Origin of the sequence: Actinobaculum sp. oral taxon 183 str. F0552 (assembly GCF_000466165.1) — a bacterium.
GTDB lineage: Bacteria > Actinomycetota > Actinomycetes > Actinomycetales > Actinomycetaceae > Peptidiphaga.
Genome location: NZ_KE951436.1, coordinates 1 through 14,119 on the forward strand (window position 1 = coordinate 1; position 14,119 = coordinate 14,119).

Consider the following 14,119-nt stretch of genomic DNA (forward strand, 5'->3'; position numbering starts at 1 on the left):
CCCTCCGCCCGCGCAGCCCGCCGCCGCGACTTCGCCTGGCCGCCTCTCTCGCTTCGCGCGGCTCACGCGGCGCGACCCGCCGGCGCCGACGGAATCCCTCCACCGCATTCCCCACTTCCCTCCACCCGGGCCCTCCACTCCCCTCCACCCAGCCCGTTCCGCCGCTCGCCCCGCTCGATCCGGGCCATCCCCACATCCCTCCACTCCGCACGCGGCCGGCGCGCGGAAGGGGACTCGCCGATCACGTCGGCGCCCAGTCGCTGCATCCGCGATCTCCCGCGAACTCGGGGCTATTCGGGCCATGCGGGAGGGGATCCGGGCGCTCGCCTCCGCGCTGGCGCGGGCGAGTCCGCACCGGCGATCCCCGAGGCTCCGATCGTTCGAAAACGATGTCGATAATCCGCCCGGCCGCGGCCCCGGAAACGCGGCGCGCGGGCGGTTTCCCTCCACGGATTTCTGCGCTATATTGCGGGTGTTCCTCGGGGTGACACTCGCCGGAAACACTTGATTGTGGAGCGAAGTGGAGTAAAGTGGGGGCAGCGTCGATGGAGGAGGTGGGCGCGGTGTTTCTGGGCACGTATGAGCCGAAGCTGGATGAAAAAGGCCGGCTTATTCTGCCCGCGAAATTTCGCGACCAACTCCAGCGAGGGCTGGTGATCACTCGCGGGCAGGAGCGCTGTCTGTTCGTCTTCACCATGGAGGAGTTCGAGGATTTTCAGACGAAGATCCATCAGGCTCCCCTCACCTCCAGAGAGGCGCGCGACTATCAGCGCGTGCTCTTCTCAGGGGCCGTCGACCAGGTTCCCGACAAGCAGGGACGCATATCGATCCCCGCGAACCTGCGGGAGTACGCGGGTTTGGAAAGGGATCTCGCCGTCCTCGGATCGGGTTCGAGGGTTGAGATCTGGAATCTCAACACATGGAACGAGTATCTCAACGCCCAGGAGGTCGCTTTCGCAAATCGAGAAGACGAGGTCATCCCCGGCCTCTTCTGACCGGATGGGTCTTCTTCCGTCGGTCTGAGGCAATTCCCCAGCTCCAGAAGGAATGGAAGAAGACCGGGGTCCGGCCCCGTGCCATCGCCGTGGCACAGGCCCCGTCCGCATCGAATGGAAGGAGCGCATCGTGAGGACGTCGTCGACGAGGGCATCGGCATCGCCCGCCGGTGGCGCCGATGCCCTCGGCGTCTCCTCCAGTCCGCACGGCGCCTCCGGCATCGGCGAAAGGACGGCGGCCGCGTCCGGGGGGCCCGGGTCGCGGGGCGCGGCCGGCTCCCTGCACACGCCCGTCCTCGCGGAGGAGTGCGTCCGGCTGATCGCCCCCGCCGTGACGGGCCGGGAAGCGGTGATGATCGACGCCACCGTCGGCATGGGCGGGCACGCGGAGGCCTTCCTCGAGCGATTCCCCGGCCTGACGGTCATCGGCATCGACCGCGACGGGCAGGCGATCGAGATCGCACGCGAACGGCTCTCGCGCTTCGGCGCTCGGTTCGCGGCAGTCCACGCGACCTACGACGCCGTCGCCTCCGTGGCGGCGGATCGGGGACGCGAGGGGCGAGTCGACGCGGTCCTCATGGACCTCGGCGTCTCCTCGCTCCAGCTCGACCGCGACGAGCGGGGCTTCTCCTACTCGCGGGACGCCCCCCTGGACATGCGCATGGACAGAGCCCGGGGCCGGACCGCTGCCGACGTCCTGGCCGGCGAGCCGGCCGGAGAGCTGGAGAGGATGCTGCGCGAATACGGCGAGGAGAGGTTCGCCGCGCGCATAGCGTCGGGGATCGTCCGGGCGCGCGAGCGGGCCCCCGTCGTGCGCACGGGCCAGCTCGCGCGAATCGTCAGGGAGTCGATACCGGCGCCCGCCCGCAGGTCGGGGGGCAACCCCTGCAAGCGCACGTTCCAGGCTCTGCGCATCGCGGTCAACGACGAACTGGCCGTCCTCGAGCGCGCCGTTCCCCGCGCCGTCGAGGCGATCGCGGTGGGAGGCAGGATCGCGGTCGAGTCCTACCACTCGCTCGAGGACAGGATCGTCAAGCGCGAATTCGCGAAGGGGGCGGCGTCGTCGTCCCCCGCGGGCCTGCCCGTCGAACTCGAGGGCCACGAGCCCTACCTCCGCCTTCTCACACGAGGCGCTGTGAAGGCGACCGCCCAGGAGGCTGCGGCCAATCCCCGCAGCGCCTCCGTCCGGCTGCGCGCGGCCGAAAAACTGCGCACCATCACACACAACGCGACAACGTCATGAGGTGACTACAACAAATGAGCGCAATCCCAGCTACCCGAGAGGCCGCCGTCCGCGCATCGCAGACGCGTCCGGTCATCCAGGGGCTTCCCAACCTCAAGCTCGTCCCCACGCCCGCCCCCGCCCGCGGCTTCTTCGGGACGGTGATCGTATGCGCGCTCCTGTTCGTCGGCTCGTTCGGCACGGTCTTCATCCTCAACACTCGGATGGTCGGCACCGCCTACGAAGTGCAGTCCGTCCAGAAGGAGCTCAACGCCGCTACGGCCAAGGAGGCCACTCTGCGCGACTCCGTGGTCTCCGCCTCCACGCCCCAGGGCCTCGCCTCGCGGGCGAGGCAACTAGGATTGGAGCCTGCCGCGAACGTCCGCCACATCGACCTCCAGACCGGAAAGGTCGTCGGCCCCGTGGAGCCGCAGGGGAAGTCGCAGGTGAAGTAACGAGAGGCAACGAAGGAAGCATATGGCCGATTCCACCCCGACGTCGTCCGAGCGGAGCGCATCCGGGAACCGCGAGCATGCGCGTGCGCGCCGCACGGCCCTGCGCGCCTGCCTGGCCTCCTTCTCGGAGAGATTCGCCAAGCTGCCGCCGACCGCGCGGAGAGTGCGCGTGCTCGTCGTCGTCTTCTTCGCGTGCGTGGCCGTCTTGGGCATCCGGCTGCTCGACCTCCAGGTCGTGCGGTCGGACGCCCTGTCGCGGGCGGCGTCGGGCTTCCGCACCCGCTCCTACACCCTGCACGCCAAGCGGGGCGATATCGTCGACGCCAAGGGCGCCGTGCTGGCCACGTCCGTCGAGCGGTACAACATCGGGGTCAACCAGAAGGTCATCGGACAGTACAAGCGGTACGACAAGAACGGCAAGCTCACGGGGACGGGCGCGGCGGCGGCAGCCGAAGAGCTCGCCCCGCTGCTCAAGATGGACCGGGCAGAACTGGGCGGCCTGCTCATGGGGGGGCCGAAGAAGTCGAGCTTCGTCTACGTGAAGAAGGACGTCTCGCCCGAACTGTGGCGCGAGATCAACTCCCTGCGCATCGCCGGGATCGAGCCCGAGCAGTACATGAAGCGCGAATACCCGAACGGGTCCGTCGGGGGCAACGTGCTGGGATACGTCGGCCAGACCGACAAGGAGCCCGGCTCGAGCAAGGGTCAGGCGGGCATCGAGAAGTCCCGGGAGAGCGTCCTGGCGGGCAAGAACGGCAAGCTGACCGTGGAGGTCGCCGGCGGGGGAGCGGTGCTCCCCAACGGCCGCCGGACCGAGGTCAAGGCCACGAACGGCTCGACCGTGAAGCTGACCATCGACCGAGACCTGCAGAACCAGCTCATGCAGGCCGTCGACCAGTCGGTGGCGGCGAACAACGCCGAGTGGGGCTCGGCGGTCGTCGTCGAGATCGGCACCGGGCGCATCCTCGCGCTGGTCGACTCGAAGTCTCCCAATCCCGCCGACCTGGGGTCGACCTCGTCTGCCAACTGGGGCTCGCGCGCCGTGCAGGCCCCGGTCGAGCCAGGATCGACGGGCAAGGTCGTGACGTTCTCGGCGGGCATCGACCAGAAGGCCGTGACCCCCACGACCACGTTCACCGTGCCGTACTCGATCACCATGCCCAACGGCGAGACCGTCCACGACAACGACCCCCACGGCACCGAGACGATGACCGTCGCGGGCATCCTCGCCAAGTCCTACAACACGGGGCTCATCCAGGTCGGCGACAAGGTCCAGGACCAGGTCCGCTACCGGTACATGAAGGGCTTCGGCCTCGGGGAGAAGACGGGCGTCGAGCTTCCCGCCGAGTCCCGGGGCGCGCTCACGCCCCCGAACGCGTGGGGCCCGCGCGGGCACTACACGACGATGTTCGGCCAGGGGTGGTCGACGACCACCGTCCAGCTCGGGCAGATGGCCTCGATCGTGGGGAACAAGGGGATGAAGGCCCCCCTCCACATCATCGACTCGGTCACATCGGCCGACGGGAGGGAGAAGCCCACGGTCACCGGCAAGCCGAAGCGGGTGATCTCGGAGGAGTCGGCCGGCGAGATGCTCAAGATGATGCAGGCCGTCACGGACCCCAACTCGACGGGATGGCGGGCGAAGGTCGCCGGCTACAACGTCGCCGGCAAGACGGGGACCGCACAGGTGCCCGACGAGAACGGCAACCTCACCAAGAGGGTCGGCACCTTCGTGGGCGTCCTGCCCGCCGAGAAGCCGCAGATCGCCGTGGCGGTCGTCGTGTATAACGGTTCCGGAGCAGGATACGGCGGCGAAGTCGCCGCCCCCGTGTTCTCGCAGGTCTCGACCTTCGCGGTCCGGCAGCTGGGAATCGCGCCGTCGACCACGCCGCTGTACAAGTACCCCTGGTACAAGTCCGAAATGAGCAACCGAAATGGCTGAATACAGGAGGCAATCCGGCACTCCCACGAGCATCGCGCACCTGGCGGGGGAGGTGGGGGGCCGGGCCCGCGGCGACGCCGTCGTGGAGTCCGTCACCGCCGACAGCCGGGCCGTCCGCCCGGGCGACCTCTTCGCCGCCCTGCCCGGCGCGCACGTCCACGGAGCCCGCTTCGCCGCCGCCGCCGCCGAGCGGGGCGCCGGCGCCGTCATGACCGATTCCGAGGGGGTCGCCCTCGTCGAGGGGCTGGGGATCCCGCTCCTCGTCGTCGACTCCCCGGCGTCCGCGCTCGGGCGGGCCGCCGCCGCGATACTGGGGGAGCCCGCCTCGCAGCTGGACGCCTACGCGATAACCGGGACCAACGGCAAGACGACGACCGCCTACATGCTCGACTCCATCCTCGCGGCCCTCGGGCGTCGCAGCGGGCTCATCGGGACGGTGGAGATCCGCTTGGCGGACGCGGTCGTGCCCGCCCGCCTGACGACGCCGATGCCCGACGAGCTGCAGAGCTACCTGGCCTTCCACGCCCGCGCGGGCGGCACCGACGTGGTCATGGAGGCGTCCAGCCACGCCCTCGCCCAGCGCCGCACGGACCCCGTCCGCTTCTCGGTCGCCGGGTTCGCGAACCTCACGCAGGACCACCTGGACTTCCACTCCTCGATGGAGGAGTACTACCGGGCCAAGGCGAGCCTGTTCACGCCGGAGCGCTGTCGCCACGCCGTCGTGAACGTCGACGGGCGATGGGGCCGGCGCCTCCTGGCGGAGGCCGCGGGAAGGCTCCCGGGGACGGTCGCGGCGCTGGCGGTGGAGGGCCCGTGCGGCGATCTGCCCGACGGCGTCGTCGGATGGACCGTCACGCGGACCGCCGGGCCGGACTTCACGCTGGAGAGCGCCGACGGGCGCAGGTTCGCCACGTCCACCTCCCTGCCGGGCCGCTTCAACGTGGCCAACGCCGCCCTCGCCTCGGCCATGGCGCTGACCGCCGGATACGCGCCGGACGACCTCGCCCGCGCTCTGCCCGACGGCGTCAGCCCCGTCGTCCCCGGCCGGATGGAGACGATATCCGACAGGCCCCGGGTCGTCGTCGACTTCGCGCACAACACAGGGGCGCTCGTCGAGGCCATGCGGGCCCTGCGCCCCTCGACCGCCGGCAGGCTCATCGTGCTCACCGGCTCCGCCGGGCAGCGCGACGCCGGCAAGCGCCCGGCCATGGGCGAGGCGGTGGCCACGCACGCCGACCTCGTCTACATCACCGACGACGACCCGCACGACGAGGACCCCGCCGCCATCCGCCGGGAGGTCATCGCCGGCGCGCTCGGCCACGGCACGCCCGTCGTCGAGATCGCCAACCGGGCGGAGGCCATCGCCCGCTGCATTCGGGAGGCCGAGAACGGCGATACCATTCTCCTTGCGGGACGCGGTCACGAAACCGTCCAGGAAGTGGCCGGAGTCCCCGTCGAACTCGACGATCGCGCAGAAGCCCGGCGTGCGCTCCGAACGCGGGCAGTGGAGGAGATGAGGGCATGATCCCGGTCAAGCTCGCCGCCGTGGCCGAGGACTGCGGCGGCAGATTCCACCGCCGCGCCGGCACGGCCGTGACGGACGAGGCTGTCCGGGGCCTGGAGACGGACACCCGGCGGCTGTCCGAAGGCGAGGTCTTCGCGGCCATCAAGGGCGAGCGCGTCGACGGGGCGAGCCTGGCGGGCCAGGCGCTGGCCGCCGGCGCGGTCGCCGTCGTGACGGCCGACCCGCAGGCCGCATCGGCGTCGGGCGCCCCTCCCGAACGCCTCGTCGTCGTCGACGACGTCCAGGCCGCCGTCGGCCGGCTCGCCGCAGCGAACCTCGAACGGGCCCGCCGGACCGGCAACCCGGACCTGCGAGTGGTCGCCGTGACCGGCTCGGTCGGCAAGACGACCACCAAAGACCTCCTGGCGGGCCTCCTCTCCTCCCGAGGCCCGGTCGTCGCGCCCCCCGGCTCCTTCAACAACGAGCTCGGCCTGCCCCTGACCGTCCTGCGCACGGGGGCCGACACGGCCTCCCTCGTCCTGGAGATGGGGGCCGACCACGTCGGCAACATCGACTACCTGACGTCGATCGCCCCGCCGGACGTCTCGGCGGTCCTGGCCGTCGCCCGCGCCCACCTGGGGGAGTTCGGCGGGATCGACAACGTGGCGCGCGCCAAATCGGAGCTCGTCTCGGGAACCCGCGAGGGCGGGACGGTGGTCCTCAACGCCGACGACGAGCGCGTTGCGGCCATGGCGTCCAAGGCCCGCGGACCGGTCGTGACCTTCTCCGCCGCGGGACGCGGCGACGTCTCGGCCGCCGACGTCAGGACGGGAGCCGACGGGCGCGCCAGCTTCACACTCGTCACCCCGGAGGGCGCATGGCCGGTGACCTTGCGCCTCGTCGGCGAGCACCATGTGGCCAACGCGCTGGCCGCCGCGGCCGTGGCGCGCGCGCTGGGGGTCGACCCCCGGCAGGCCGCCTCGGCTCTCGGCCGGCACGGCGCCGCCAGCCCGCACCGCATGGACGTCTTCGAGGCCGGCGGGGCGACCGTCATCGACGACGCGTACAACGCCAACCCGGATTCGATGCGGGCCGGGCTGAGGGGCCTGGAGCGCATCGGCGCGGGACGGCGCAAGCTGGCCGTCCTGGGCGAGATGCTCGAGCTGGGCGGCGAATCCGAGGCGGAGCACGCGAGCCTGGGCGAGGAGGTCGGCCGGGCGGGGGTCTCGCTGCTCGCCTGCCTGCCGGGCACCCGGGCCCTGTCGCAAGCCGCAGCGGACGCCGGGGTGGGCGTCCACGACGCCCCGGACGCAGCGGACGCCCTGGCGTGGCTGAGGGCGACCCTCGCCCCCGGGGACGCCGTGCTGCTCAAGGGTTCGCACGGATCGGGCGTGTGGCGCATCGCCGACGCCCTGCGAGAGGAGACGAAGTGATGCTCTCGATCCTCCTGGCCGGAGGCGTCGCCCTGACGGTCACGCTCCTGGGCACGCCGCTGTTCATCAGGTTCCTCGTCGCCAAGCAGTACGGGCAGTTCATCAGGCAGGACGGCCCGACCAGCCACCAGATCAAGCGCGGCACGCCGACGATGGGCGGCGTCATGATCATCCTCGGCACGGTCCTCGGCTACGCCTTCGGCAACGGGGTGACCGGCCGGCCCCCCGACGTCTCGGGCCTGCTCCTCCTCTTCCTCATGGTCGGGCTCGGATTCATCGGCTTCCTCGACGACTCGGCGAAGATACGGCACAGGCAGTCGCTCGGGCTGACCCCGTGGATGAAGATCGTCGGCCAGGGCCTGATCGGGATCACCTTCGCGGTCCTCGCCCTGCGCTTCCGGAACAACCAGAACCGCGCCCCCGCCAGCACCCGGATCTCCGTCCTGCGGGACTCGGGGCTGGACCTGGCCTTCGCGGGCACGGCCCTCGGCCTCGTGCTCTTCATCGCCTGGGCGAACTTCCTCATCACCGCATGGTCCAACGCCGTCAACCTCACCGACGGCCTCGACGGCCTGGCGACCGGGGCCTCGATGTTCGCCTTCGGCGCCTACACGGTCATCACCATGTGGCAGTCCAACCAGTCGTGCGTCGGAGTGCTCAGCGCGGCGCCCGGATGCTACAACGTGCGCGACCCGCGCGACCTGGCCATCGTGTGCGCCGCGCTCGTCGGCGCGTGCTTCGGCTTCCTGTGGTGGAACACCTCGCCCGCGAGGATCTTCATGGGCGACACCGGGTCCCTGGCCCTCGGCGGAGCCTTCGCCGGACTGTCCATCCTCACCCACACCGAAGTCCTCGCCGTCCTCCTCGGCGGCCTCTTCGTCATCGAGGTGACCTCCGACGTCATCCAGATCGGCTTCTTCAAGGCGACCAGGCGCCGCATATTCCGCATGGCGCCGCTGCACCACCACTTCGAGCTCGAAGGGTGGAAGGAAGTGACGGTCGTCGTGCGCTTCTGGATCATCCAGGCGCTCCTCATGTGCGCGGGGCTCGGCCTCTTCTACGCCGAATGGGTGGCGAAGCAGTGAGCGGCGCGGCCCAGGGGGCGCACGAGCTGGAAGGCAGGCGCATAGCCGTCGTCGGCCTGGGCAAGTCGGGCAGGGGGTGCCTGGCCGCCCTGGCCGGGCTCGGACGGGTCCGGCTGAGCGCATGGGACGCCGCCGAGGACGCCCTCGGCGGCTTGGACGCCGTCCCCCTCGACGCCGCCGGGCACTCGGAGGATCCCGCCGACTTGGCCTCGCGGGTGCTGGCGTGGAAGCCCGACGTCGTCATCCCCGCGCCGGCCGTCCCCGAGACCGGCGCGCTCTTCGCCGCCGTCGAGGGCGCCGGGGTCCCGCTGTGGAGCGAGATCGAACTGGCGTGGCGGCTGCGGGCCGTCGACGGGGGAGAAGCCGCGCCGTGGCTGTGCGTGACCGGCACGAACGGCAAGACGACGACCACCGGAATGACCGCGTCCATCCTGAGGGCGGCCGGGCTGGGCGGACTGGCCGTGGGCAACATCGGCGCGCCGGCGGTCCAGGCCGTCACGCAGACGGGCCCGCACGCCCCGCGCGCCTTCGCCGTCGAGCTCTCCTCCTTCCAGCTGCGGACCACTCACACCGTCTCGCCTCTGGCGTCCGTGTGCCTCAACGTCGCCGACGACCACCTCGAATGGCACGGAAGCCGCGAAGCCTACTGGGCGGCCAAGGCGCGCGTCTACGATCGCGTCCGCTCGGCGCGCGTCTACCCGGTGGGAGACCGCCAGGTCGCGCGCATGGTCGAAGGCGCCCCCGCGGGCGCCCGAACCGTCGGCGTCACGCTCGGGCCTCCGTCGGCCGGCCAGATCGGGCTCGTCGGAGACGTCGTCGCCGACCGGGCCTACGGCGCCGGACGGCCCGACGAAGCCGCCGAGCTGTTCACCCTTCAGGACCTCACCCACCTGGCGGCCGGCCCCGGGCTGCCCGCGCACGTCGTGTGGGACGCCCTAGCCGCGGCGGCGCTCGCCCGGGCGGCGGGGGCGCCGCCCGAATCCGTGCGCCGGGGCCTTCGCGACTTCGCCCCCGGCCGGCACCGCATCGAGACCGTCGCCCGCGTCGGCGGCGTGGCCTACGTCGACGACTCGAAGGCGACCAACGCCCACGCCGCGCGGGCCTGTCTGGCCTCCCTGGAGGAGGGGACGGCCGTGTGGATCGTCGGCGGTCTGGCCAAGGGCGCGCGCTTCGACGGCCTCGTCGAGGACGTCGCGGGCAAGCTGCGCGGAGTCGTGGTCATCGGCGTCGACCAGGAGCCGTGGCGCAGCGCGCTCGCCCGCGCCGCGGACGTGCCGGCCGTCTACGTGGATCCGCGATCCGGTTCCGTCATGGCCGAGGCCGTGGCCGCGGCGCGGAGGATGGCCGAGCCCGGCGACACGGTGCTGCTGGCTCCGGCCTGCGCCTCGATGGACCAGTTCGCCTCGTACGCCGAACGCGGGGAGGCCTTCGCCGCCGCGGTGAGGAGTCTGGATGGCTAGAGACGTCCGCGGCGGACCGCCCCGCTTCGGGGCGAAGGCCCAGAAGGCCGGTCAGCGTCCGCGCCCGGCCCGCGGGGACGCCGCCTCGCACGGGCGGATGACCCGCGCGGGATCCTCCGGCGGCGAGGTCGAACGCGCCCCCGTCCGCGCCGTCGACGCCCCCGGCCGGGAGCCCGCCGCCGTCGACCGCGACGTCCGGGACGCGATGCACCAGGCGATCGCGCTCATCCTCGTCTCGGCCACCGTCCTCCTGATCATCGGGATCGTGATGGTCTACTCGGCCACCGCCCCGTCGGCCATCAGATACGCGCACGCCAACGGCCTGCCCACCGCCTTCAACACGGCCAACGGGCAGCTCATGTACGCGGCGATCGGCGTCGTCCTGACCGCCGCGGCGGCCTTCGTCCCGCTGCGCCTGTACGAGCGCATGGCCGACGCGGTCTTCGTGTGCGGCATCCTCCTCCAGCTGGCCGTGCTCTCCCCCCTGGGAAGCGCGGTGGCGGGCAACACGAACTGGATCAGCCTGGGGCCCATTCGCGTCCAACCCTCCGAGTTCCTCAAGCTGGCCACGATCCTCTGGCTGGCCGCCCGGCTCGGCGGAATGCGACGGGACGACTGGCGGATCTCCTCGTTCCTCCTGCCGACGTGGTGGCCGTGGCCGGCGCATCTGCGCGGGCGCTACACCATGCCCGTCGGCACGGGGGCGATCGCCGCCCTGGCCGCGGTCCTGGCCGGCTTCGACATGGGGACCGCCATGGTCTTCGCCCTTATCTGTGCGGGCATCTTCTGGCTGGCGGGCATGCCCGGACGGTACTTCATGTGGATCGGCGGGCTCGGGGTCTTCGGGGCCGCCGTGCTCGTGGCCGTGAACCCGTCCCGGCTCACCCGGATCAAGGAGTACCTGGACACGCTGCTCAGCCAGCCGGACGCGCTCAACCCCACGCAGGCCGACTTCGCCCTGTGGGCCTTCGGCTCGGGCGGACTGTCGGGAGGCGGCCTGGGCACGGGAATCGAGAAGTGGCCGGGGAACCTGGCCGAGGCCCAGAACGACTTCATCTTCGCCGTCATCGGAGAGGAGCTCGGCATGTTCGGCTGCCTCGTCGTCGTGGCGATGTTCATCGTGCTCGGATGGGGCCTGGTGAGGATCTGCCTGGCGCACCCCTCGCGCTTCGCCTCGCTGGCGTGCGGCGGCATCGCCGTGTGGATGTGCGGCCAGGCGATAGCCAACATGCTCGTCGTCACCGGCGTGCTGCCCGTCTTCGGGGTCCCGCTGCCCCTCGTCTCGCAAGGGGGGTCGGCCGTCGTCGCCTGCCTGCTGGCCGTCGGCTTCGCCGTGGCGTGCGCCATGGACGCCCCCGGAGTGCGGGCCTCCTTCCGAGTCCCCAGGAGACTCGCCTACCGGGCCAGAGCCGTCGTGAAGGGATAGCCGATATGAGCCTGAGCTTCGTCCTGGCCGGCGGCGGCACCGCCGGCCACGTCAACCCCCTCCTGTCCACTGCCCTCGCCCTGCGGGAGCGCGGGGGCGCGGTCCGCGCCGTCGGCACGTCCGAGGGGCTGGAGGCCGACCTCGTCCCCGAAGCGGGCGTCGAGCTGTCCACGATCGTCCGCGTCCCCTTCCCGCGGCGCCCCGACATGGACATGCTCCGCTTCCCCGTCCGCTACCGCCGGGCCGTCGCCCAGGCGACCGAGATCCTCGGGAAGGCCGGGGCCGACGCCGTCATCGGCTTCGGCGGGTACGCTTCGACGCCGGTCTACCGGGCGGCGAAGGCCCTCGGCGTCCCCGTGGTCGTCCACGAGCAGAACGCCAAGCCGGGCCTGGCCAACCGCTACGGGGCCCGCTTCGCCGAGGCCGTGGCGCTCACCTTCGATTCGACGCCGCTGGCCGCCAGAGCCGGCGTCACGCAGACCGTCGGGCTCCCCCTGCGCCCGGCGATCGCCGACCTCGCCCGCACCCGGGCGCGCGGCGCGGACGCGCCGCGCCTGCGCGCCGCCGAGCGGTTCGGCCTGGATCCCGGCCTCCCCACGCTCCTCGTCACGGGAGGCTCCCTCGGGGCCCTGCATCTCAACGACGTCCTGACCTCGGGCCTTCCCGCGATCCGGCGGGCGGGCGTGCAGATCCTGCACCTGACCGGGCGCGGCAAGGACGGCGCCGTCAGGGCCGCCCTCCGGGAGGCCGGCGGATACGGGCGATACCGCGTGGTCGACTACCTCCTCCGGGGCATGGAGGAGGCCTACGCGGCCGCCGACCTCGTCTTGTGCCGCTCCGGCGCGGGGACCGTCGCCGAGCTGTGCGCCCTGGGCCTGCCGGGGTTCTTCGTCCCCCTGCCCATCGGCAACGGGGAGCAGGAGAGGAACGCCGCCGACGTCGTGGCCGCGGGCGGAGCCGCGCTCGTGCGCGACCGGGATTTCGATCTGACCGCATTCGAGAGGGACGTCCTGCCGCTCGTGGGCGACGCCGCCCGCCTGGAGGCCATGGCGGCGGCCAGCCGCGGCCTGGGCCACGTCGACGCCGCCGAGCGGCTCGCCGACCTCGCCGTCCGGATAGGGGGAGAGAAGGGATGAACGCCTACCACTTCATCGGAATCGGAGGCGCGGGCATGAGCGTCGTCGCCGAACTGCTCGCCGACGAGGGAGCGCGCGTGTCCGGCTCGGACGCCAAGGCGTCCCAGGTCACCCGGCGCCTGGCCGAGGAGGGCCTGGCCGTCGCCGTCGGCCACGACGCCGCCAACGTCCCGCCGGAGGCGACCGTCGTCGTCTCCTCGGCCATACGCGAGTCGAATCCCGAGCTCGCCGTCGCGCGCCGCCGGGGGCAGAGGATCCTGCACCGGTCCCAGGCCCTCGCGTTGGCGGCCGCGGGCCGCGACTTCGTGGCCGTCGCCGGGGCCCACGGCAAGACCACCACATCGGCGATGATCGCCACCGCGCTGAACGGCTTGGGCCTGGACCCCTCGTGGGCGATCGGGGGCACCGTCATGGGGGTCGGAGGCGGCGGCCGTCTCGGCGGCGGGCGGATCTTCGTCGCCGAAGCGGACGAATCCGACGCGTCCTTCCTCAACTACGCCCCCCGCCTGGCGCTCGTGACGAACGTCGAGCCCGACCACCTCGACCACTACGGCAGCCGGGAGGCCTTCGAGGAGGCGTTCGCGGACTTCGCGCGGCGCATCGTGCCCGGCGGGCTCCTCGTGGTCTGCGCCGATTCGGACGGTGCGCGCCGCCTGGCCGCGCAGGCAGTCTCGGAAGGCATACGGGCGGTCTCCTACGGCCGCGGCCAGGGCGTCGACGGGGTCGAGCGCCACGTCCGCCTGGGCGCCGCGGACCGCGGCCCCTCGGGGATCTCCGGAGAGGTCGACGACGGCGACGGGGCGGTCACGATCGAGCTCGGCGTGGTCGGCGAGCACAACCTCCTCAACGCCGCGGGCGCCTGGACGGCCGGGGTGGAGCTGGGCCTCGGCAGGCGGGAGATGGCCGCCGCTTTGGCCGGCTTCGCCGGGACCGGACGGCGCTTCGAGCTGAGAGGCGTCGCCTCGGGGGTGAGGGTGGTCGACGACTACGCCCACCATCCCACGGAAGTCGAGGCGACTCTGCGCACGGCCCGCGACGTGGTCGGCGACGGCGCCGTCAGGGTGCTGTTCCAGCCGCACCTGTACTCGCGCACCCGGGAGTTCGCTCGGGAGTTCGCCCGGGCGCTCGGCCTGGCCGACGACGTGGTCGTCACCTCGGTCTACGGCGCGCGGGAGGACCCGGTCGACGGCGTGGAGGGCGACCTCATCACCTCGCACATGGCCGGCGCGGGCCAGTACGTCGCCGACCGGCTGGAGGCCGCCCGAGCCATCGCCTCCCGGTGCGCTCCCGGCGACCTCGTCCTGACCGTCGGGGCGGGAGACGTCACCGAGCTGGCGCCGGTCATCCTCGAGACGATCGGGGCGCCGTGAGGCCGCCGCGGCGGCCGACCGGGCGCCTCCCGAGCCGGAGGAGGGCGGAGGAGGGCCGCCAGGCGCAGGAGGCCGGCCAGATCGGAAGAGC

The 14,119-nt window shown here is 72.2% G+C and carries 11 protein-coding genes; all 11 read left to right on the top strand.

Annotated elements, in window-relative coordinates:
- Positions 1-563 precede the first annotated feature (563 nt).
- The 11 genes from mraZ to murC all read left to right on the top strand — a co-directional run bounded on the left by mraZ (position 564) and on the right by murC (position 14,028).
- Complete coding sequence (gene mraZ, locus HMPREF0043_RS06320) at positions 564-995, top strand: division/cell wall cluster transcriptional repressor MraZ (protein ID WP_040318015.1); 432 nt, start codon at positions 564-566, stop codon at positions 993-995.
- Positions 996-1,215: 220 nt separating this feature from the next.
- A complete protein-coding gene (rsmH, locus tag HMPREF0043_RS06325) occupies positions 1,216-2,238 on the top strand; it encodes a 16S rRNA (cytosine(1402)-N(4))-methyltransferase RsmH (RefSeq protein ID WP_040318016.1) in 1,023 nt (340 codons plus the stop codon).
- 14 nt (positions 2,239-2,252) lie between these two features.
- A complete protein-coding gene (locus tag HMPREF0043_RS06330) occupies positions 2,253-2,672 on the top strand; it encodes a hypothetical protein (RefSeq protein ID WP_021602139.1) in 420 nt (139 codons plus the stop codon).
- Between the two features lie 22 nt (positions 2,673-2,694).
- Positions 2,695-4,614, top strand: a complete 1,920-nt coding sequence (locus HMPREF0043_RS06335) for a peptidoglycan D,D-transpeptidase FtsI family protein (RefSeq protein ID WP_021602140.1) — start codon at positions 2,695-2,697, stop codon at positions 4,612-4,614.
- Entirely contained in the window at positions 4,607-6,139 is a 1,533-nt protein-coding gene (locus tag HMPREF0043_RS06340) for a UDP-N-acetylmuramoyl-L-alanyl-D-glutamate--2,6-diaminopimelate ligase (protein ID WP_021602141.1), read from the top strand. The genes HMPREF0043_RS06335 and HMPREF0043_RS06340 overlap by 8 nt, the downstream gene beginning before the upstream one ends.
- A complete protein-coding gene (locus HMPREF0043_RS06345) occupies positions 6,136-7,551 on the top strand; it encodes a UDP-N-acetylmuramoyl-tripeptide--D-alanyl-D-alanine ligase (RefSeq protein ID WP_021602142.1) in 1,416 nt (471 codons plus the stop codon). The genes HMPREF0043_RS06340 and HMPREF0043_RS06345 overlap by 4 nt, the downstream gene beginning before the upstream one ends.
- Positions 7,551-8,636, top strand: a complete 1,086-nt coding sequence (gene mraY, locus HMPREF0043_RS06350; protein WP_021602143.1) for a phospho-N-acetylmuramoyl-pentapeptide-transferase — start codon at positions 7,551-7,553, stop codon at positions 8,634-8,636. Before HMPREF0043_RS06345 ends, mraY begins: the two co-directional genes overlap by 1 nt.
- Positions 8,618-10,096, top strand: a complete 1,479-nt coding sequence (gene murD / locus HMPREF0043_RS06355; protein ID WP_021602144.1) for a UDP-N-acetylmuramoyl-L-alanine--D-glutamate ligase — start codon at positions 8,618-8,620, stop codon at positions 10,094-10,096. The genes mraY and murD overlap by 19 nt, the downstream gene beginning before the upstream one ends.
- A complete protein-coding gene (locus tag HMPREF0043_RS06360; RefSeq protein WP_021602145.1) occupies positions 10,089-11,522 on the top strand; it encodes an FtsW/RodA/SpoVE family cell cycle protein in 1,434 nt (477 codons plus the stop codon). The genes murD and HMPREF0043_RS06360 overlap by 8 nt, the downstream gene beginning before the upstream one ends.
- Positions 11,523-11,527: 5 nt before the next feature.
- Positions 11,528-12,658 (top strand): undecaprenyldiphospho-muramoylpentapeptide beta-N-acetylglucosaminyltransferase, encoded by a 1,131-nt coding sequence (gene murG, locus HMPREF0043_RS06365; RefSeq protein WP_021602146.1) that lies wholly within the window; start codon positions 11,528-11,530, stop codon positions 12,656-12,658.
- A complete protein-coding gene (gene murC, locus HMPREF0043_RS06370) occupies positions 12,655-14,028 on the top strand; it encodes a UDP-N-acetylmuramate--L-alanine ligase (protein ID WP_021602147.1) in 1,374 nt (457 codons plus the stop codon). The genes murG and murC overlap by 4 nt, the downstream gene beginning before the upstream one ends.
- Positions 14,029-14,119 lie beyond the last annotated feature (91 nt).